This window comes from candidate division WOR-3 bacterium, assembly GCA_039803545.1.
Taxonomy (GTDB): Bacteria; Hydrothermota; Hydrothermia; order UBA1063; family UBA1063; genus UBA1063.
The window spans coordinates 831,018-852,351 of sequence record JBDRYS010000001.1; the positions used below are offsets into that span (position 1 = coordinate 831,018).

The window sequence follows — 21,334 nt, forward strand, 5'->3', positions numbered from 1 at the left end:
GTTATCACGCAATCAGGCTTACTTTTTAACCAATGGATTTATAATTTAACTATGGGCAAAGTAAAAGTTCCAGAGCCGGTTATTCTCTTTAGTGGGATTATTACCAGCGAAAGTAACCTTTCCAAGCTTGGAGAAATCTTGAATCCCTTAGGCGAAGTAGACTTTGTCTCTGAACCCCTCTCTTTCGATGAATTCACAAATTATTATGCGGAAGAAATGGGTAAAGGCTTACTGAGGGCGTGGGTTTTATTCAAAGGGCTAAGGCCCTTAGAAGGGCTTCATAAAATCAAATTGCTCTCGAATGAGATTGAAGATAAATTTTCCGTTTCTGGCAAGCGAACCATCAACATTGATCCCGGCTATGTTACTCTCTCAAATGTGATTCTCTTTACGACTAAGAATTACTCCCACAGAATTTACATAGGCGATGGAATATTTGCAGAGGTGACATTGATCTATTCAAAAAAAGAGGGGTTCATTGAGTTACCCTGGACATACCCCGATTACAAAACTGAAGTCGCTAAGGATTTCTTCAAAAAAGCCCGAGAAAAGCTCAAACTCCTGAGAATTTACTAATCTCTGAACTTCTCAACTTCCAATGGTTCGAAAGCTTTCTCAATTAGGCAGGTAAAAGCTTCCCCCGACGGTAACTTAACAGAAAACTCAATGTTTTCCTTCTTATCGCAGTACCTTGCAACGATTCTAAGTATCGTCTTTAAAGTCTCCTCATCCACACCCTTCCCTTCATAGGATGCAAGGGGACCAGTAGTATTCAAAGGCTCTATAATGACAAATTTGCCAGCAGTAATTTTCAACAATTCATGATTTTCCCTTTCGTTTCGACCTACTACCAATCTGGTGCCCTTCACAAAGAAATGCCTCCCCAGCTTAATTAGTGATACATGGAAGGGATCAAGTTCGTCCCTTAGTAAGATTTTTTTTAAGCGGGCAGCAAAATCAGGCACCGTTAACAAGCACCCACCAGCAGGCTGTTGGAATTTTTGCAAGCCCAGTTCTTTGGCCAATTTGATTTGCTCATTTCTTCCCCTTCCCTTTATAGCCAGCAGCCAATCTCTCTCTATTATACCTTCTAACTCAGGTTTTGTTGGCGGCAAAAGTTTCCCAGAGAGCGGTCTAACGACAAGCCCTTCAACACTCGCCTCTTTTTCAATTTGTAAAAGGGCATTTAGCATCTGCGACATGGGCCTCTGACCTAAGACTTCCCCCGTTATGATAAACTTTGCCCCATACTTGTCAAGCAATTCCTTGGCCTTCCTGAGAAAAAGGATTTTACAATCAATACAGGGATTCATTTGTTTACCGTAACTATGTGGGGGATTTTTCACCAGTTCTAAGTACTCATCCACAACTTCATATACATCTGTATCAATCCCAACACTATCGTAGTAAGCTTTCTTAGATTCGGAAACTTTTCCTAAGTCCACTTCTGAAGAGGAAAAGAGGGTGATGAAGACAATACCTTTAACCTCTATACCGTGCTTTTTCATAAGCAAAGCGGAAAGGGTGGAATCGAGTCCTCCGGAAAGCAGCGCCAAAGCCTTTACGTTCCTCTCAGCCACTTATTATACCTCCCCCCACTACAGTATCTCCCCGGTAAAAGACAGCAACCTGTCCAGGAGTGATTGCAAACAATTCCGACCTGAGTTCGACTTTGTAAACATTTTCAGCATAAGGATGAAGAGTACATTCAGCAGTCTTGCCCCTATACCTGACCCTTACTTCTAATATCTCGCCCTCTCTAAGCCCCTCCAAAAAATTAACGTTCTGGACGAAAAAGCTATCCCTGTACAATTTCTCTAAGGGGGCAACAACAACAATATTTTTATCGGGGATGATTTCCTTTACGTAAAGTCTCTCGCCAACTGCAACCCCAATACCTCTCCTCTGGCCAATGGTAAAAAAGTAATATCCATCGTGCTTACCGAGGACATTGCCCTTCTCATCTACTATCAAACCTTCTCTCCTCTCAAAACCCCTCTTTAGAAGAAAACTTCTGTAATCTTTACCCACAAAACAAACATCCTGGCTCTCTTCTTTGTCGTGCACCTCAAGTCCAAACTCTTTTGCCCTTTTTCTAACTTCATCCTTGGACATTTCACCCAGTGGTAAGGCCAATCTTCTGAGATGCTCCTTCTCAATTAAGGCAAGGTAATATTCCTGAGATTTGTCCTCCCATAGGGCTTTCTTTAAATGGACATCTCCCTCTTCATGAGTGACTCGAGCATAATGTCCCGTTGCAACAAATTCACATCCAAATTCATCGGCAACCTTTACCCCCCAATGGAGCTTTACCCTCCTGTTACAAAGGGCACAGGGATTCGGGGTGCGCCCATTTCTGTACTCATCAAGAAAATACTGAATAATTTCCCTTCTAAAATAATCAGCAAGATCAATAACCTCATGCCTGATTCCTATCTTTTTTGCCATCTTCCTCGCATCATCAATATCCTGAACATTTCCGCATCTCGAGTTAAAATTGAAGGTAACACCGATAACTTCGTATCCCTTTTCCTTCAATACAAGTGCCGCAACGGTTGAATCAACACCACCACTCATCAAAACGACAACGGAAGAGGCCATTGAATAAACAAGTGTTACTTAATTTCCTCAAAAAATATACCAATTGCGCCCTTCTCCAGCATTTCTACGATGGCTCTCTCAGAATCCTCTGGTTGGACATTCACACCTTTTATAGCATCTAATAGTAAAAACACACAAAAACCAAGTCTCAACGCATCAAGGACCGTAGCCCTTACACAGTAGTCCGTTGCAAGCCCACCCACGAAAAGTCTTGTTACTCCCTTACCTTTCAGTAGTTTATCCAGATTGGTTCCATCAAATCCAGAGTAGGCTTCCTTGTCTGGCTCCGTTGCCTTGGACACTATGATGGAATCCGAAGGCAATTTCAAATCTGGATGAAATTCAGCACCCTTAGTATTTTGAACACAATGTTTCGGCCAGATTCCCCCCTGCTCTGCGAAGGAAATATGATTCTCGGGATGCCAATCCCTGGTAGCAACAATTAAGGATTTGCTATTGCTAAAACGCTCAATATAGGCGTTTAACACTGGAACTATCTTATCTCCTTCCGGAACAGCGAGTGCCCCACCAGGGCAAAAATCATTCTGCAAATCTACAACAATCAATGCGTCTTTTTCCCTTAATTTAATTTTCATCGATAACCTCCCCTTCCTTAAACAACTCAAAGTTAATACCTTTTAGGTCATACCCCAAATGTTTATAGGCTAAAGGGGTTGCAACTCGGCCCCTGGTTGTTCTCTTCAAAAAACCTTCACGTAAAAGAAAAGGCTCATAAACCTCTTCTATGGTCCCAGGGTCTTCTGAAACCGCATGGGATAAAGTTTTTATTCCAACGGGACCTCCATTAAACTTTTCTATAATTGTTTTCAAAATCCTTTTGTCCATTTCGTCAAGGCCCCTTTCATCAACATCCAGATTGTTTAATGCATAAACGGCAAGGTCTTTGTCTATAACACCATTAGCTTTGACCTCTGCATAATCCCTTACTCTCCGCAAAAGCCGATTGGCGACCCGTGGAGTCCCTCTCGACCTTTTCGCAATTTCCAGCGCCCCCTCTTCGCTGATTTTCACCTTTAACAGACTGGAAGAACGGATTATAATTCTGTAAAGCTCATCGACACTGTAATAATCCAACCTAAAAGACATTCCGAAACGGGAAATCAAGGGTGATGTCAATAGGCCGACCCTCGTAGTAGCACCAATCAATGTGAATGGGGCAATATCGATTCTTATAGATTCAGCTTTCGGCCCCTTGTCAAGGACAATGTCAATCTTGAAGTCTTCCATCGCAGAATAAAGATACTCTTCTACTGCTCGGGGAAGTCTGTGAATTTCATCGATAAAAAGCACATCCCTTTCCTTCAAAGAAGTTAAAATTCCCACAAGGTCAATAGGCCTCTCAATAATAGGACCAGAAGTGGCTTTGATATTTACCCCCATTTCATTGGCAATAATATAAGCTAAGGTAGTCTTTCCAAGCCCCGGGGGACCAAGGAGTAGCACATGGTCAAGCTGCTCACCCCTCATATTGGCAGCTTTAACGAAAATTTCCAGGTTCTCCTTAATCTTTTCTTGACCTATAAACTCTCCAAAGGAAAGGGGCCTTAAGGCTCTATCAAGTTCTCTATCCTCATCAAAAATTCTTTTGGGATCAGTTATCCTCACCACTGCCTCCCAGCGCTGCCTTAATTAGTTCTTCAAGAGTAACAGATTTACCCATACTCTTTATCGTTTTATCAATAAGATTAACGGCATCCTGCTCCTTTAGACCGAGAGAAACGAGTGCAGAAATAGCCTTTGACCTTACAGATTCCTCTACCCTTCTTTCAACTGCTTTCACTGGAAGCCCCTGAGCTTCAAAAATTATCCGCTCCGCTCTTTTTGCACCAACGCCTTTTATCTGTGACAACCTCTTAGTATCACCCTTTTCAAGACACTCTATGAGCTCCTCAACACTCAAGGCTGACATTATGCGGAAGACAAGATTTGGTCCAATGCCCTGCAATCTAATGAGGTAATTGAATATATCACGCTCTTGTGGGGTTTTAAAACCGTAAAGGGCAACATTTTCCTCAGAAATTACCATACTTACATAGATGAGCTTAATGGTCCCTACCTCAAGTTTTTCAGCAAAAGTAGGGGTCACTAAAATATCAAAAACAAGACCATTCACACTGAGGAAAACATGAACATCCTTTTTCTCGATTACCTTACCTTCTAAGGCGTATAGCATTTTTAAGATTCCTCAAATAAGCAATACAAACTCCAACGGCATCAAATTCGTGTTCTGTAAGTTCTCTATTAAGTTTTACCAGATTCTTAACCATATAGGCAACCTGCTTCTTTTTTGCTCTTCCTTGACCCGTAAGACTTAACTTTACCTTCGTCGGTGAAATTTCTGCCACTTCAACACCCTTCTGCGCAACAGCAAGGAGAAAAGCACCTCTCACTGCTCCCAGCGTAAGGGCAGTTTTCACATTTCTGTAATAAATGGTACTCTCTATGACGACCACATCAGGATTCCAATCATCAAGGATTTTAGAAATCCCTTCATAAAGGATATGTAGCCGCTCACTCAAACTTCCCGTTTCGGTATAAAGCGTCTCAGTAAACTTAATCTCATAATTGTGGTCAATAACCGCAACCCCACTCGCCCTCAGACCGGGATCAATCCCCAAAATCAACATTTAATCAGGATTTTGCGGCAATTGTCTGAAGCACATTCTCAGGAATATCAAAGTTGGCAAAAACCTTTTGAACATCGTCATTTTCTTCGAGGGCATCCATTAACCTAAGTATTTTTTCAGCAGTTTTTTCATCTTCAATTTTAACAGTAGACTGCGGAATCATAGTAATGTCTGCTTCTGAAATCTCAATGCCCTTCTCTTTAAAAGCATTTTTAACCCTTTCAAAATCCTTGGGATTGCAATAAACAGCAAAAGTATCCCCTTCATCTTTTACATCCTCAGCACCTGCATCGAGGGCAATTTCCAGAACCGCATCCTCAGAAACCTTGTCTTTATCAATGTAAATGATCCCTTTCTCTTCAAACTGCCAAGCAACACTCCCTGGTGCCCCAAGATGCCCACCATGTTTTGTAAATATGTGCCTGATTTCTCCACTGGTTCTGTTTTTGTTGTCAGTAAGAACTTTCACTAAAAAAGCTACACCCTCAGGCCCGAATCCTTCAAATACAGTTTCGACATATTCAACACCCTCAAGTTCTCCTGTCCCTCTTTTGATAGCCCTTTCTATATTCTCCCATGGCATATTTATTTCTTTTGCTTTTTCAATAGCGATTCTAAGGCGCGGATTGTGCTCCGGGTCACCACCGCCCAGTTTAGCGGCAACAGTGATTTCTCTAATCACTTTCGTGAAAAGTTTCCCGCGCTGAGCGTCAACCTTTGCCTTTTTATGTTTAATTTGAGCCCATTTGGAATGACCTGACATATTTCCACCTCCATTTTTAAATCTTCTGCATTAAGTTAAGTATAAGTTAAGAGCATCCTTTTTTCAAGCAGGCACTAAATTGAAAAGTTCAAAAGCAAAGGATATGAAAAGCAAACAAATCAGAACCTTTGCGAGTTTCGAATTTAAAAATTAAAATTATCCCATGTCCGAGACGCCACTTCTTACCCAGTACAAATCTTTGAAAGAGAAGAACAAGGATACCCTCTTAGCCTTCAGAATTGGTGATTTTTACGAGTTTCTATACGACGATGATCAAGTGGCCTCGAAGGTACTTGGTATAACTTTGACTTCTAAACCCCTTTACAAAAATCACAGAGCCCCCCTTGCAGGCATTCCAGCAAAAGCAGCCTGGCAATACTTCGAAAAATTAGTCAGGAATGGTTTCAAGGTAGCAATTTGCGAACAATTGGGAGAAGGTAAAAAATTAATGGAAAGAGAAATCGTTGAGGTTCTAACTCCAGGAACCTTTTACCATCCAGACTTTAGCGATGAAACCGAGCACATCTTTATCGGGTCCTTAACAGCATTAAAGAGCAGGGGTTCTATTGCCATCGGTGACATAGGAACAGGTGAGATCTTTTTAGAAAATGGCAATGTTGAAGAATTGATGAATCTCGTCGAGACTTACAATGTGAGAGAGGTCCTTGTTGAAGATGAACTTTATTTCGAACTGCGGGATAGATACCCGCAGAATTACACCAGAATCGCTTCACCGCTCGTTGCTAAAGATTCAATGATAGAGAAAATCTGCAATTTTTTCGGCGTCCCCGATATCAAGATCATCAACTTGCAAGACGACCCTTTAGAGGTCAGATCCATTTTTAATCTTATAACCTACCTCGAAGAAAAGAAACCAGGCATGCTCAATCACCTGAAAACGATAAAACGCATTAACACTGAAAAAGTTTTAAAAATCGATGTCAAAACTGCAAAACACCTTGAACTATTACAAAAACCCTACGGTGACCTGGAAGACACCCTTTATGAGCACCTGAAAGAAACTATAACCCCACAGGGGAGCCGGTATCTTAAGGAAACCATTTTAACACCTCCAAAGGACATAAATTTAATCAATGAAAGACTATGCAAGGTCGAGTTTTTTGTTACAAACCGGGATAAGCATCAAAAGGTCCGTGAAATATTGAGAAAGATTTCTGACCTGGAAAGGATAATTTCCCGATTTTCAACTCAGAAATTTCATGTAAGGGACTTTTTGAGACTTGCTGAAAGTGTAAAGGCATACAAAGAAATACAAAACCTTTTAGGCAACGAAGATTTATTTGCTTTTCCTCAAATTTCAAAGGATTTTGAATCGCTAATCAAAACCATCGAATACACAATAGAAGATGATCCCACAGCCTCTCCGCCTGGATGGGTGAAGAAGGGTGTGAATCAAGAACTTGACGAACTAAAATTCCTTCTGTCCCACTCAAAAGAAAAACTTCTGGAGATGGAAAGAAAAGAGAGAGAAAAGACCGGAATTCCCAATCTTCGAATCGGATACAACCAAGTTTTTGGGTTTTACTATGAAGTAACAAAATCACACCTCGATAAAGTACCTTCCTACTTCATTAGGAAACAAACCCTTCAAAACGCCGAGAGATTCTATACAGAAGAATTAAAGGAACTTGAAGAAAAGCTCCTCTCCGCTGAAGAAAAAATTGTATCAATTGAAAAGGAGATTGTTGAGAACCTCAGGAATTCGGTGTTAGACTTCACAAGAGAGATCGTTGCATTGACCAATTTTATTAAAGAGTTAGACTTAATTCAAGCTTTTGCTGAAGTCTCAAGAAATTATAAATACATAAAGCCCGCAATAACGACGAATAAAAGGCTACTCATAAAGGATGGTAGACACCCTGTAGTAGAAAAGAATCTGAAATCTCCCTTTATCCCTAATGACACTGTGCTGGACACAGAGAATACCATTATGTACATTATAACCGGACCGAATATGTCAGGAAAGTCTACCTATTTGAGGCAAGTTGCCATAATTGTTATTATGGCTCATATGGGGTGTTTTGTTCCCGCCACATACGCAGAGATACCCCTTACCGATAGAATATTTGCAAGAATCGGTGCTTCTGATGACATCACAAAGGGGGTTTCGACCTTCATGGCAGAGATGCTCGAAACTGCAGAAATCATGCGAAATGCCACTTCTGATTCACTTTTGATCCTCGACGAAATTGGACGGGGGACCGCTACTACCGATGGTATCGCCATTGCGTGGGCTTGCGCTGAATACATATTGGAAAGGATAAAAGCAAAAACTCTTTTCGCAACACACTACCATGAACTTTCAGAAATTGCTCGGATACATCCACACGTAAAAAATTACCATATGAAAGTAGCAGAATGGGAAGGAAACATTGTATTTTTAAGAAAACTGGTCGAAGGTGTTGCCAACAAAAGTTATGGAATTCACGTGGCAGCCCTGTCGGGGCTTCCTAAAGAAATAATAGAACGCGCTAAGGAAATTGCAGGCCAACTGGAGAGGAAAGAAGCTGAATTACTTGAAAGAGTAAGATCAAATGTCAAGCAGCTCAACCTTTTTGAAAGAGTTGAGGCAAAAAAGAGTAGCTGTAAGATTTGCGAAGAGCTAACATCATTAGACATTGATGGAATAAGTCCAAGAGAGGCTTTAAACTTACTTTACAAACTCAGGGAGGAAGTAGATAAATGTTTAGGTTCTTAAAAAGTTTTTCAAGTTTTTTTAAAAATGAAATTGCCATTGATCTTGGAACTTCAACTACTTTAATTTACGTGAAGGGGAAAGGGGTCGTGCTTGACGAACCGTCGGTCGTGGCAATGGACCTCTATACTGGAAAAGTCATCTCCAGTGGAATTGAAGCTAAAAAAATGCTTGGAAAAACTCCAGAGACTGTTGTAGCAAAACGCCCCATGAAAGATGGCGTAATTGCAGATTTTGATATGGTCCAGGAAATGATAATATATTTCCTCAATAAAGTGTTAGAGAAAAATATTCTTATTAGGCCAGTAGTTTTAATTGCTGTCCCATCAGGTATTACCGATGTCGAAAGACGTGCTGTAAGAGACGCAGCACTGCTGGCTGGAGTCCAGAAGGTTCATATGGTATCCGAACCCGTTGCAGCTGCTGTAGGACTTGGCCTCCCCATAGAGGAACCAGTGGGGAACATGGTTATTGACATAGGTGCTGGTACAACTGAAATCGCCGTCATTTCCCTCTCCGGAATCGTGGTGAACAAATCCATTAGAACCGCCGGTGACGAAATGGATGAAGCTATAGCAACTTACATAAGAGAGAAGTACAGGATTGCCATTGGAGAACAAACGGCAGAGGAAATTAAAATTAGCCTTGGAAATGCATTTCCCACATACCCAGAAGAAAAAATGGAAGTAAGAGGCAGAGACCTCGTAAGCGGCGCTCCCAAAACCATAGAAATTTCAAGTTCAGAGGTTAGAAACGCTCTAAAACCCGCACTTAATGAGATTGTATTTGCACTAAAAAAGGCTCTGGAACAAACACCACCAGAACTCCTTGCCGACATTATAGACAGGGGAATTTATCTAACAGGAGGAGGCTCACTCCTTAAGGGACTTCCCGACCTCCTAATGGAGGAAACAAACATACTTATAAAGGTTTCAGAAAATCCCAGGCACTGCGTAGTGCTTGGGGCAGGGAAAATACTCGAAAATATGGATAAATATAGGCAAATCTTGACTGCCTCCTCCAAAACCATGGTCAAAAGAACAGAATTCATTGATTGAATGCAGAAAAAACTCCTTGTCTTATTTTTGCTATTATCAATCTTTGTTAACCTGAAAAGCGTAAAAGAGGAAGTCGCAGTAGTTTTATCAAAATCCTTTTATTTCCCTTTTCTATACACCCGGAATCTTATTCTATTACTCTCCCAGGAAGAAAGACGCTCAATTGAGCTTACCGTTGAAAATCAAAAGCTAAGAGAGACGCTCCTTAAAAGCGACACTTCAGCGATCCAAATAGCCGATACTGGCAAATTCTATGTCGGGGAAATCCTTCAATACATGCCCCTCGGTATACCGGAGATACTTGTGGTAAGGATCAAATCTTCGAAAATAGAAGACTTGACTGAAGGCACTGTAGTAAACCTCAATGGATTTCTGGTAGGCGTCATAGAAAGTCAAGAGGGTAAACAACTTACAGTAAAAACAATTTATAACGATAATTTCAAAGTAGGAGTTGAATGTCTTAGACCATACTATACCGGCGTTCTGAAGGGTGGAGAAATTCCTTACGTTTTCTATATTCCCACCGATGCAAACATTAAGATAGGAGATACGCTCTTTACATCGAGACTTTCAAGCTATGCAAAACCTTACATCCCTGTTGGAATAGTAAAGGAATATCAAAGGGATTTGGATAACCCCATCTTTTTCAGAGCTAAAATAGAACCATTTTTTAAACCCTTTACCTCCAGGACGGTAATTGTATATGGAAAACCAAAAGCTTAGTGTAACCGGTATAATCATATTAATTTTAGCTTCAGCTTCGATGGTTGTCCTTCCCCAAAATTTTCCTGATCTTTCCTTAGTTACCCTATTATACTTATCCCTCAAATACGAATCATCCGCAATGCTTTTTTGGGCCTTTTTAAGCGGATTAACGCACGATGGATTTAATATTAGCAAGCTCTGGGTTTCCCCAATTCTTTTCCCATTATTGGTGATCTCCACCAGCTGGGCAAAAGATAACTTCAACTTAAACTTCGCCCCAGCTCGTTTAATTTTCGACGGAATTTTCATTTTCACATCCTTTTGTGTTTATTTATTATTCTGGAACTTGACTCTTACAGAAGTCTGGATAAAGTTTCTCTTAACTCTTGTATTAGCGATAATAACAACATTCCTGGCATGAATAAAATAAGACTTTTGCGAGTCTCGCTCTGGTTAATTCTAACCATCATCTTTATAAGACTAGTGCAATTCCAGGTCATTGAACATAGATACCTTCTTCAAAAGGCAACTTACAATTTTCTAAAAGAATACAAAATTCATGCACCGAGGGGAAAAATCTACGATAGAAACGGGATATTACTTGCCTCTTGGAAACCAGCCTTCCGCATAATGGCAATTCCAAAGTTCTTAAAGGATGAAGACTATAAAACCCTGCAAGAACTCTTAGGAGACCTCCCAATAAACCCAGACACCCTAAAGAACAAAGGAAATTACGTCGAAATTAAAGGAAACCTCCCATATGAAGAGACCATAAAGTTATTGGAAAAATCGATAAACATAAAAAGTATTGTAATTGATGCGGACCCTGTAAGGGTATATACCCCGTATGGTAAATATGCAGCTCACCTTATAGGTTATGTTAGTGAGGCCTCTAAGGAGGAAATTAAAAGATTTAACCTTGACCCTGGCGATTTCATAGGAAAAGCCGGGGTTGAAAGAAGTTTCGATTCTCTACTCCGAGGACAAGATGGCGCAAGGTTTATCGCATTGGATTCCAGAGGAAACGTCGTTAGCCTCAACCCAAGACCTCCAGAAGAGCCGGCAGAAGGAGAAGAAATATTCCTTACTATAGACATAAAACTGCAGGCCTTATTGGATTCTTTATTCGAAAAATATCCTCGCGGCGCAGCTTTTGGGATGAATATAAAAACAGGCGAGGTAATAATATTTTATTCAAAACCTTATTTCAATCCCGAAAGCCTTATTACTCGATGGACCAATTATGTCTCAGACAAAGAAAAACCGTTATTAAACAGAGTCTTACAGGGACTCTATCCTCCGGGATCTACCTTTAAGCTTATCACAACCCTTGTGGGCCTTTATACTGGAACATTAAAGGAAAACACTGTTTATTATTGTCCAGGAGGGTTTACCTTCGGAAATAGAACGTGGCTTTGCTGGCGAACAGAAGGGCATGGTTCCCTTAATCTCATAGAAGCAATTGCTCAATCCTGTAATGTATATTTCAACAACGTTGGGGCAAGAATCGGTACCAACAAATTCATCGAAACCCTCGATTCTTTTAACTTGCCAGAAAAAACGGGCATCGACCTTATAGGAGAATACACAGTTCTAATTCCAACGAGTAAACTACTCAAAAACAGGCTATTACTTCCAAGTTCTGTTATCAATTGGTCGATTGGTCAGGGAGAAATCCAGGTAACCCCTGCCTGGATGGCTTTAGTAACCGGGTTGATTGCCGGTAATGGAAAATGTCCAGAGCCAATAGTAAGAAAAGGTGACAAACCAAAATACCTTTACCTAAACCTTCCTCAGAAATATTTTGAAATCGTTAAAGATGGCATGCGGATGGTCGTGGAAAGCCCTCAGGGAACGGCAGGATATCTCTATGACCCATCCTTTAAAATTGCTGGAAAAACAGGAACTGCTCAGAATCCCCATGGTAAAGAGCATTCCTGGTTTACTTGCTTCTTCCCCTATGATGACCCCACATATGTTTTAACGGTGGTAGTAGAAAACGCAGGACATGGTAGTGAGGCAGCTGCACCAATTGCCATTAATGTTGCAAAGAGGATGATGAATGAGGAGAAATAACCTGCTAATCATCACTGCTTTGATTTTAATAGCCATCGGGCTTACAGAGTTATATTTCATAGGAAAATCGTACTTCTTTTCTCAACTATCAAAAGTCCTAATTTTTGTTGCCATTCTCGGTACTATTTCCCTTTTTATGAAGAAAGAGTACATACTAAACTACGGACATTTTCTCTACCATATTTCCTTGATTCTCCTTGTGATAGTCTTGATAGTTGGCAAAGGTAAAGTCAACAGGTGGATAAACTTAGGTTTTATGCAGCTACAGCCTTCAGAAATTGCAAAGCTCGGTCTTATTCTAATTCTCAGCAAAATCTTATCTGATAACAAAAAGCCTATGAAAAGCAGACTGGTTAAAGCCTCCTTTTATACATTGATTCCTTTTATCCTCGTATTGCTGCAGCCAGACCTTGGAACTGCTTTAACTTTTCTATTCATCGCCTTTTTAATGTCATTGCTTTCGGGAATAGACCCTTTTATCACAAGGCTCATAATTCTTACTCCCGTAACTATGATAGCTTCCGCCCATTTGGTATCAACACTAATTCTATACCTCCTTCTACTGGTTTTTCTTTTAATTTCAAAGGAGGCTATTTACAAAAAGGTTTTAACCATAGGTTTCCTCACCATTGTAAGCCTATCAACACCCTTCGTATGGCAAAAAGTTCTTAAACCTTACCAGAGAGACAGATTAACCGCCTTCTTAAATCCAGAAAAAAGTAAGAGCAAAGAAGGGTGGCAAATATACCAGGCAAAAATAGCTATTGGGTCTGGTGGTATATTTGGCAAAGGCCCTGGAAGAGGCACTCAAAAGGGTCTCGCCTTTCTCCCCGCCGCACACACCGATTTCATTTTCTCGAGCATAGGTGAAGAGTTCGGCTTAATAGGCCTTATCATTATACTTACTACTTTTATGGCTTTTCTCAGTTTTCTTTTAAGAAAAATTGAATTAGAAGAAGGGCAGGAAAAACTGATAATTGCAGGCATTTTCGCCTACTTCTTTTTCCATTTCACAGTTAACATACTGTCAAATCTCTCATTACTTCCTGTAGTTGGAATCCCGCTACCGTTCATCACTTATGGCGGGAGCCATCTATTAATTGAATTAACTGCAATATTAATAATCTTGAAACTGGAGGATTAATATGTGTGGATTTTTTAGCATTGTATTTGAAGAGGATAGAAAAGACCTTGGAAACATTTTAACAAAAGCAGGATTCAGGCTCGCATACAGAGGTTATGACACCGTTGGTATTGGATACATAAAAGATAACGGGTTCTTTGAAATTAGAAAAGCCCCTGGAAAAATACACAGAGTCTACAAAGATCTAAATTTTGAAGAAATCGAAGGCAAAAGGGGTACTATACAATTAAGATGGGCAACCTACGGAGCCCCTTCCTTTGAAAACGCCCAACCCCATTTCGACTGCCACAAACGGCTAATCGGTGCCCATAATGGAAACATTGTTAATTCCCCATTTTTAAGAGAGAATCTAATTAGTAAAGGGCATCATTTTATTGGGGAAAACGACGGTGAGACCTTAGTACACGTAATTGAAGACTTTTACAATACATCAGGAGACCTTAAAGATTCTATATTTAAAGCTTTTCAAACTCTTAAGGGCGACTACGCGTTCTCTATCACGGCAATTAACGAAAACAAATTTTACGCGGTTAAAAAGGGTTCATCTCTATTCTTAGGAGTAGGTGATGACTTTATTGCCGTATCCAGTGATTTAGTAGCCCTTCTTGATCTCACCAAAAATATTGTGACCCTTTATGACGGCGAATTGGTAGAATTTACAGAGAAAGAGTATAGCATTTACAATTTAACTACTGGCGAAAAAATCTCAAGAGACCCTATATATACCGAACTTGACATTAAAGATGCTGAAAAAGGCAATTTTCCTCATTTTATGATCAAAGAAATCAATGAGATACCTGAAAAGGCGAGGAACATAATAAATTTCTTACCAGAATTTAGAGAAATCGACCAAATAGTTGATGACATCCTCGCATCAAAGAAAAAATTCATAACTGGCAGTGGAACTTCCTTACATGCAGGGATTCTGGGAAGTTTCTACATGTCACAAATTGCTAAAGAACTCTTTATACCTGTGGCAGCCTCTGAGTTTTCCGAAAGATATGGAAACGTTGTGGAAGAAGGGGACCTGCTTTTTGTAGTCACTCAGAGTGGAGAGACGAAGGACGTCAAAAACGCGATGGATTCCTTTGGAAATCGTGGGAAAACCATTGGACTTATAAATGTTTTGGGTTCAAGCATCGCCCTCCGGTGTAATCATGTAATACCGGTTCTTTCTGACCTCGAGATTAGTGTTCCAGCGACGAAAACCTTTGTAAATCAGGTTATTGCCCTCCTTTACCTTTCAATTGAAATAGCAAAGAAAAAAGGGCTCCCTTACCCAAAGATAAAATTTGAAGAATTACCAAGGAAACTTAGTGAAGCCATTAGTATCGCCGAGACTCATAAAAACGAAGTAATTAAAGCGTTAATCCCCTGGAGAGACTTCTACGTACTCGGATTTGGACTAACCTATCCCATTGCTCTCGAAGGTGCATTAAAGATAAAGGAAGTGGTGTACATCCATGCAGAAGGGATGTACTCTGCGGAATTCAAACACGGTCCACTCTCTATTGTGGAAGAAGAGTACCCAGTGATTTTTGTTTCCACCCTCAAGGACAAGCATATGATACTCTCTCACATAAATGAAGTAAAATGCAGAGGCGGTAAAATTATTACCATTGCCCCAGAAGACGAAGAGCTAAGAAAAGAAAGCCATATTTTTGTACCAATTCCAGACGGTAATGAGTATCTTACCCCTATACTTGCGGTAATCCCGATGCAGATTATTGCCTACCATATGAGTATTCACAAAGGGATAGACCCGGACTTTCCAAAGAATATTTCTAAAACCCTCACCGTAGATTAATGGAGATAATTTGCATAATCGGCCCTACGGCCTGCGGAAAAAAGGATATCGCTAAATATCTTCTTGAAAAATTCGGAGATAAGATCCATTTCATCTCCTGTGACTCAAGAAAAGTTTATAGATTCATGGACATTGGAACTGCCAAACCAGAAAGGCCCATAAGGGATTTCTTTGAACTAATCGACATAAGAAACCCAGACGAGATATACAGTGCAGGAGACTTTTCAAAGGACGCAGAAAAAACTATCATGAAAATCTTAGATAATGGCAAAATCCCTATAATAATAGGGGGAACGCCGCTCTATTACAGGGCACTCTTTTCAGAATTTTTCGAGGAACCGAAAAAGGATCCCGAAGTTAGGCAATATCTTATTAAAAGACTAAAGGAAGAAGGAGTTGAAAAACTTTACGAAGAACTAAAAAACATAGACCCCGAAACGGCTTCAAAACTTCACCCAAACGATTGGCTCCGAATAACAAGGGCCCTCGAAATTTATTACAACACAGGGATTCCTGCCAGTGAAGCCAGAAAAAAGCTTAGAAGGAAGAGAATTTTTGAACCCAAATACATAGGGATTGTTCAACCAAATCCAGAACTTTACAAGAAAATTGAGGAGCGTACCAAGAAAATGTTTCAAGAGGGCCTTATAGAAGAAACTCAAAAGATTCTTGAGATGGGATATAGCGAAAATCTACCTTCGTTAAATACCATCGGGTACAAAGAAACCATTAGGTACCTCAGAGGGGAACTTACATTTAATGAAGCAATATCGAAGACCATAAAAAACACTAAAATTTACGCGAGAAGGCAAAAAATGTTTTTCAAAAGCTTCGAAAACGTTAGCTGGTTTACTCTTCCAGAAGAAAAGGAACAACTTCTTCAAAGGCTAAAGGAAGAAATTCAGAAAAGGCTAAACTAAATTTTAATGTCTCTTAGATTAAAAACCGGGCCATCCTTGCAAGCCCTGAAATAACCAGTATCAGAAGACTTCTTTACAGAGCATCCAAAACAAAGTCCCATTCCGCAGGCCATTACGGTTTCAACAGAAACCCATATTTGAGCCTTTTTAAAGTTTTTCAAACTTCTTAACATGGGCACTGGTCCACAGGCGTATATAATTCTATCTTCCTCATCATCTACAAAATCCGTTACCAAACCCTTTCCTCCGTTAGATCCATCCTCAGTCACAATAAAAGTATTCAGGCCCTTCAGCAGGCTCTCTAATCCCTCTGGGGGCTTACTTTTTAACCCCCATAAGAACCTCTTATAGTTCCCAGTTCTTTTAGCGTAATAAAAAAGAGGTCCTAAACCCGAACCGCCCGCCACAAGGGTCACCCCGGAACGTTCAGGAAAGCCTTTACCAAGGGGACCCAAAAGTTGAATGGTATCGCCCTTCTTCTTTTCTAAAAGAAGCTCTGTCCCAAAACCAACCAACTTTATCAAAAACCAAAGACTTTCAATATCAGCATGAAACACACTAAAGGGCCTGGAAAGGAAGGGCGCCAATCCCTTAGAAGGCCTAATCTGAAAAAACTGACCTGGAGAAATCTCAGTACCCCATAAGTTTTTTACTTTCAGTAAAAAGAAGCCATCACCCAGAAATTCATTAGAAATTACCTTTGTACTTAGCAATTCCATCTTTAAGCACCTTCACAATATACTCAACCCACTCTTCCTTCATTGTAGGGAAAAGGGGTAAAGTTATTTGCATATGATAGGCTTCTTCCGTTACAGGAAGTGGCTTATAAGGATAATACTTTTGGACCGCGCTAAAAAGATGCAACGGTTTATAATGAATGCTTGTTTGAATGCCGTGTTCGAAGAGATACAACCTTAAAGCATCCCTGTCCACTTTTGTAAAAATAGAAAAAATGTAATTTCCAGAAAGTTCGTATTCTTCAAAGGGGATTATAATCTCTGGAACATCTGCAAGAAGTTCCCTATAGAGCCCAACCAGCTCCCTCCTCCTGCGATTAATCCATTCGATTTTACTGAGCTGCGATAACCCAAGAGCCGCTTGAATCTCCGTTGGCCGATATGTGAAACCAATTTCCTGGATGTCATAGTCTATCTCTAAGCCTTTATACCTCTCGTAAGATGTACTTGAAATTCCTTGAGACCTTAAAGACTTACATCTTGAATACACATATTTATCATTTGTTAAAATCACCCCACCTTCACCCGTTGTGATATTTTTGTTTGCATATAGAGACATTCCCGCTACTAATCCAAAATTTCCAGCTCTTTTCCCCTTCCAAAGGGAACCGTGACAATGGGAGGCATCTTCAATTAAAATAAGGCCCTTTTCTTCACAATATGCTTTAATTTCGTCAATTCCATCCATAAATCCGGCGTATGCCACGTATACGAGATGAGTGGCGTTGCCTCTAACCTTCTCTATGGTTTCAGGTGAAATAACAGGCCTTTTCAAAGATTGAATATCTGCAAATACAAACTTTGCACCCATCCAGATCAAAGGCGTCAAAGTGGAAATATAAGTAAATGACGGCAGGATAACTAAGCTGTCAGGGCCTATACCTGCAGATATATAAGCAAGGTGAAGAGCAGCCGTTCCTGAAGAAACGAAAAGAGCATGATTGACCCCAAAATACCGTTCAAAGGCCCTTTCTAATTCATCAGTTTTAGGTCCAAGGGAAACCCATCCACTTCTCAGTGTAGATACTACAGACTCGATATCAGACTCATCAAAATAGGTTTCAAAGAGAGGAATTTTAAATTCCTTATTCAGTGTCAACGGCTCCGAGTTCCTGCAAACCGCCTTTTAAAGCCCTCTTTCTTGACAGTTTGAATCTCCCAGTTTCATCGATCTCAATTACCTTAACCAAAACTTTATCACCAACCTTTAAAACATCTTCAACCTTTGAAATTTTCGAGTCAGAAATCTCTGAAATATGAAGCAACCCCTCCTTATTTGGCAAAATCTCAACGAATGCACCAAAAGGTGCAATCCTTTTAACTACGCCCATATACACCTTGCCCAGTTCAACCTCCTGTACCAGCCCACTTATCAGTTCCTTGGCCTCTTCAACGCCTTCTTCACTATAGCCTGAAATCAAAACTCTTCCCGTGGCATCATCAATATCAATTTTTGTCCCTGTTTGTTCAATTATCTTTTTGATGGTTCGACCACCAGGTCCAATTACAAGCCCTATCTTATCCGTAGGTATTGTAATCGATGAGACCTTCGGAGCGTAAACGGAAACACTATCCCGGGGCTTCGAAATTGTAGCATTCATAATATCGAGGATATATAGCCTGGCTCTCCGAGCCCTCTCAAAGGTTTCTTTTATGATGTTTAAAGGCAAACCTCTAATCTTAAGGTCGAGTTGAATAGCGGTAATCCCCCTTGAGGTACCAGCAATTTTGAAATCCATATCGCCGTAGTGATCTTCTGCACCCACAATGTCTGTTAACAAAACATATTGATCGCCTTCCTTAATCAGTCCCGTGGAAATTCCAGCACAGGCAGCCTTAATTGGAACTCCAGCATCCATGAGCGAAAGAGAACCACCACAAACAGTGGCCATTGAAGTGGAACCATTTGATTCCAAAACATCGGATACTACCCTTATAGTGTAAGGGAACTCCTCTTCTGACGGTATTAAAGGAGCTAAAGCCTTTTCTGCAAGGTTTCCATGCCCAATTTCTCTCCTTGAGACTCCTCTCAATGGCTTAACCTCACCCGTTGAAAAGGGAGGAAAGTTATAATGCAACATGAAACGTTTTTCTTCCTCTGGCTCAAGCTCAGAAAGTTTTTGGACATCTTCCTTTGTCCCGAGCGTTGTTACTACAAGGGTTTGGGTTTCTCCTCTCCTGAAAAGGGCAGAGCCGTGGGTTCTTGGGAGCACCCCCACTTCGCAGGAAATTGGCCTTATTTCTTCAAATCCTCTACCGTCAACCCTTCTACCTTCATTCAATGTCATTTCCCGGAGTGCTTTCTTTTCAAGTTCATAAAGGGTTTGATTAAGCTCATTAGTTAAGTCTTCCGTTGGGTAATTAGTCTTGACAAATTCTTCCGCTTTCTTTCTTATCGCATCAAGGTTTTCATTACGGAGTTTCTTTTCGGTAATGTGCATCGCATCAACGATATCTTGATAAACCAGTTCCTTAATTTTATTGTAGAAATCATCGGGAATAACAAGCTTCTGATAGGGGACCTTAGCCTTTCCGATTTTCTCACGAAGCTCATTTTGGAAATCCTCGATCTCTTTTAGATAGGGCATGGCAAACTCGATGGCCTGCAAAACGATATCTTCGGGGACTTCCTTGCCTCCAAATTCAATCATATTGATCTCGCCTGAAGAACCCGCCACGAGCAAATCAAAATCGCTTTGCTCAATCTGGGAATTCGTTGGATTTATTACAAATTCACCGTTAATTCTGCCAACCCTGCAGGCCGCTATAGGCCCATCAAACTCAATTTCTGAAATGTGAAGACAGGCAGAGGCACCTATTATTCCAAGGAAGTTGGTCTCGTTTTCAAGGTCGTAGGATAATAGATAAGCTATGACCTCTATGTCATTCATCATATCTTTGGGAAATCTCGGCCTTATAGCCCTATCAATAGCCCTTCCATGTAGTATTTCTCTTTCAGTAGGCTTACCCTCCCTCTTTAAATATCCACCAGGAATTTTGCCGGCAGCGTAAGACTGCTCTCTATACTCGACAAGAAGTGGAAGAAAATCCCTTTTTTCTTTAGATTCTTGGGTTACAACTGTTACCAGTAGTACAGTATCGCCATAGGAAATTAAGAGAGAAGAAGTCGCCTGATTTGCTACCCTTCCAACCTCAACTTTTAATATCCGACCTGCAATCTCGCGTTCTAAAGAATAGATCATCCTCTGATACCCAACTTCTCTATAAGCTCAGAGTAGCGAGCGAAGTTTTCTCTCTTAAGGTAATTTAGAAGTCTTTTCCTCTTACCAACCATTTTTACAAGTCCCATCCTGGAATGTACGTCTTTACGGTGTACTTTAAGATGTTCCGTTAGATCGTTAATTCTCTTTGTTAATAGAGCAATTTGCACCTCAACGGAACCCGTATCTTTTTCGTGTTTTGCCCATTCCTTAATTATCCTTTCCTTCTCTTCTTTGCTAATAGTCATGAGAATTCTACCTCCATTTTCAGTTTAAATAAAACAAAAGCGGGAGACGGGATTTGAACCCGCAACCATCCCCTGGACAGGGGAGGCTCTACCGTTGAGCTACTCCAAATTTCTTCTCTTTTCATCGCCTTTAGCAAGCAATTTAAAATTCGTTCAATACCAAATTTGCATATCTTGAAGGGCTGCTAAACCGAAGCCACAGGGCAATGAATTTGAATTATGCCCCCTTCGGTGCTTTCACCCTTCTCACTTCAAATAAAAAACAAAAGCGGGAGACGGGATTTGAACCCGCAACCACCGGCTTGGAAGGCCGATGCTCTACCGTTGAGCTACTCCCGCTTTTTGTCCCAATTTTTAAAGAACTTTTTTAAAATATGGAGGGGGGTGGATTTGAACCACCGAAGGCCTAAAGCCAGCAGATTTACAGTCTGCCCCCTTTGGCCGCTTGGGTACCCCTCCAAATCCCTTAGCTGGCGGAGGGATTTGAACCCCCGACCTGGTGATTACAAATCACCTGCTCTGCCGACTGAGCTACGCCAGCATCTTTAACAAAGAACTACCTTTGATAGTATATTAAATTTATAGTAAGACCCACGGATAGTCAATTGAAAAGAGGTACACTTATTGGAACTCAAAAATCAAGAGCTTTGATTATTCAAGACTTTTGTTTTAAAATCTCCTACGCACACA

20 protein-coding genes and 3 tRNA genes are annotated in these 21,334 nt (G+C 40.6%); 9 read left to right on the top strand and 14 right to left on the bottom strand.

Annotation, left to right across the window (positions count from 1 at the left end; all coding sequences use genetic code 11):
- Window positions 1–51 precede the first annotated feature (51 nt).
- Entirely contained in the window at window positions 52–576 is a 525-nt protein-coding gene (locus ABIM45_03780; GenBank protein MEO0239032.1) for a DUF4416 family protein, read from the top strand.
- Here the strand turns inward: ABIM45_03780 and ABIM45_03785 are convergent.
- The 7 genes from ABIM45_03785 to ABIM45_03815 are packed head-to-tail and all read right to left on the bottom strand — an operon-like array spanning window position 573 to window position 6,012.
- On the bottom strand, window positions 573–1,580 hold the full coding sequence (locus ABIM45_03785; protein MEO0239033.1) for a tRNA 4-thiouridine(8) synthase ThiI: 1,008 nt from the start codon (window positions 1,578–1,580) through the stop codon (window positions 573–575). The two genes, ABIM45_03780 and ABIM45_03785, sit on opposite strands and share 4 nt — an antisense overlap.
- On the bottom strand, window positions 1,573–2,601 hold the full coding sequence (gene mnmA / locus ABIM45_03790; protein MEO0239034.1) for a tRNA 2-thiouridine(34) synthase MnmA: 1,029 nt from the start codon (window positions 2,599–2,601) through the stop codon (window positions 1,573–1,575). The genes ABIM45_03785 and mnmA overlap by 8 nt, the downstream gene beginning before the upstream one ends.
- A 14-nt stretch (window positions 2,602–2,615) precedes the next feature.
- Window positions 2,616–3,197 (bottom strand): bifunctional nicotinamidase/pyrazinamidase, encoded by a 582-nt coding sequence (gene pncA, locus ABIM45_03795; protein ID MEO0239035.1) that lies wholly within the window; start codon window positions 3,195–3,197, stop codon window positions 2,616–2,618.
- Window positions 3,187–4,227, bottom strand: coding sequence for a Holliday junction branch migration DNA helicase RuvB (gene ruvB, locus ABIM45_03800; protein MEO0239036.1), 1,041 nt, complete (start codon window positions 4,225–4,227; stop codon window positions 3,187–3,189). Before ruvB ends, pncA begins: the two co-directional genes overlap by 11 nt.
- Complete coding sequence (gene ruvA, locus ABIM45_03805) at window positions 4,214–4,795, bottom strand: Holliday junction branch migration protein RuvA (protein ID MEO0239037.1); 582 nt, start codon at window positions 4,793–4,795, stop codon at window positions 4,214–4,216. The genes ruvB and ruvA overlap by 14 nt, the downstream gene beginning before the upstream one ends.
- The gene (ruvC, locus tag ABIM45_03810) at window positions 4,773–5,249 is read right to left on the bottom strand and encodes a crossover junction endodeoxyribonuclease RuvC (GenBank protein ID MEO0239038.1); all 477 of its coding nucleotides are present in this window, start codon (window positions 5,247–5,249) and stop codon (window positions 4,773–4,775) included. The genes ruvA and ruvC overlap by 23 nt, the downstream gene beginning before the upstream one ends.
- 4 nt (window positions 5,250–5,253) lie before the next feature.
- Window positions 5,254–6,012: a YebC/PmpR family DNA-binding transcriptional regulator gene (locus ABIM45_03815; GenBank protein MEO0239039.1), complete on the bottom strand. Its 759-nt coding sequence runs from the start codon at window positions 6,010–6,012 to the stop codon at window positions 5,254–5,256.
- A gap of 163 nt (window positions 6,013–6,175) precedes the next feature.
- Here ABIM45_03815 and mutS point away from each other — a divergent pair, with 163 nt between their 5' ends.
- The 8 genes from mutS to miaA are packed head-to-tail and all read left to right on the top strand — an operon-like array spanning window position 6,176 to window position 16,438.
- Window positions 6,176–8,731, top strand: coding sequence for a DNA mismatch repair protein MutS (mutS, locus tag ABIM45_03820; GenBank protein MEO0239040.1), 2,556 nt, complete (start codon window positions 6,176–6,178; stop codon window positions 8,729–8,731).
- Window positions 8,716–9,786 carry a rod shape-determining protein gene (locus tag ABIM45_03825; protein MEO0239041.1) on the top strand — a complete coding sequence of 357 codons (1,071 nt, stop codon included), beginning with the start codon at window positions 8,716–8,718 and terminating at the stop codon, window positions 9,784–9,786. The genes mutS and ABIM45_03825 overlap by 16 nt, the downstream gene beginning before the upstream one ends.
- On the top strand, window positions 9,787–10,509 hold the full coding sequence (locus ABIM45_03830) for a rod shape-determining protein MreC (GenBank protein MEO0239042.1): 723 nt from the start codon (window positions 9,787–9,789) through the stop codon (window positions 10,507–10,509).
- Entirely contained in the window at window positions 10,490–10,912 is a 423-nt protein-coding gene (locus ABIM45_03835; protein ID MEO0239043.1) for a hypothetical protein, read from the top strand. The genes ABIM45_03830 and ABIM45_03835 overlap by 20 nt, the downstream gene beginning before the upstream one ends.
- A complete protein-coding gene (gene mrdA, locus ABIM45_03840; protein ID MEO0239044.1) occupies window positions 10,909–12,567 on the top strand; it encodes a penicillin-binding protein 2 in 1,659 nt (552 codons plus the stop codon). The genes ABIM45_03835 and mrdA overlap by 4 nt, the downstream gene beginning before the upstream one ends.
- Window positions 12,554–13,711 carry a rod shape-determining protein RodA gene (gene rodA, locus ABIM45_03845; protein MEO0239045.1) on the top strand — a complete coding sequence of 386 codons (1,158 nt, stop codon included), beginning with the start codon at window positions 12,554–12,556 and terminating at the stop codon, window positions 13,709–13,711. Before mrdA ends, rodA begins: the two co-directional genes overlap by 14 nt.
- 1 nt (window position 13,712) lies before the next feature.
- Entirely contained in the window at window positions 13,713–15,518 is a 1,806-nt protein-coding gene (gene glmS / locus ABIM45_03850; protein MEO0239046.1) for a glutamine--fructose-6-phosphate transaminase (isomerizing), read from the top strand.
- Window positions 15,518–16,438 carry a tRNA (adenosine(37)-N6)-dimethylallyltransferase MiaA gene (gene miaA, locus ABIM45_03855; protein MEO0239047.1) on the top strand — a complete coding sequence of 307 codons (921 nt, stop codon included), beginning with the start codon at window positions 15,518–15,520 and terminating at the stop codon, window positions 16,436–16,438. The genes glmS and miaA overlap by 1 nt, the downstream gene beginning before the upstream one ends.
- Here the strand turns inward: miaA and ABIM45_03860 are convergent.
- The 7 genes from ABIM45_03860 to ABIM45_03890 all read right to left on the bottom strand — a co-directional run bounded on the left by ABIM45_03860 (window position 16,435) and on the right by ABIM45_03890 (window position 21,185).
- Entirely contained in the window at window positions 16,435–17,157 is a 723-nt protein-coding gene (locus ABIM45_03860) for a dihydroorotate dehydrogenase electron transfer subunit (protein ID MEO0239048.1), read from the bottom strand. The two genes, miaA and ABIM45_03860, sit on opposite strands and share 4 nt — an antisense overlap.
- A complete protein-coding gene (locus tag ABIM45_03865; protein ID MEO0239049.1) occupies window positions 17,126–18,274 on the bottom strand; it encodes a DegT/DnrJ/EryC1/StrS family aminotransferase in 1,149 nt (382 codons plus the stop codon). The genes ABIM45_03860 and ABIM45_03865 overlap by 32 nt, the downstream gene beginning before the upstream one ends.
- On the bottom strand, window positions 18,261–20,378 hold the full coding sequence (locus ABIM45_03870; GenBank protein MEO0239050.1) for a polyribonucleotide nucleotidyltransferase: 2,118 nt from the start codon (window positions 20,376–20,378) through the stop codon (window positions 18,261–18,263). Before ABIM45_03870 ends, ABIM45_03865 begins: the two co-directional genes overlap by 14 nt.
- Entirely contained in the window at window positions 20,375–20,644 is a 270-nt protein-coding gene (gene rpsO, locus ABIM45_03875) for a 30S ribosomal protein S15 (protein MEO0239051.1), read from the bottom strand. Before rpsO ends, ABIM45_03870 begins: the two co-directional genes overlap by 4 nt.
- A 267-nt stretch (window positions 20,645–20,911) precedes the next feature.
- Window positions 20,912–20,983 (bottom strand) — tRNA-Gly (locus ABIM45_03880).
- Between the two features lie 36 nt (window positions 20,984–21,019).
- Window positions 21,020–21,103, bottom strand: a tRNA-Tyr gene (locus tag ABIM45_03885).
- Window positions 21,104–21,112: 9 nt separating this feature from the next.
- Window positions 21,113–21,185, bottom strand: a tRNA-Thr gene (locus tag ABIM45_03890).
- Window positions 21,186–21,334: the final 149 nt, after the last annotated feature.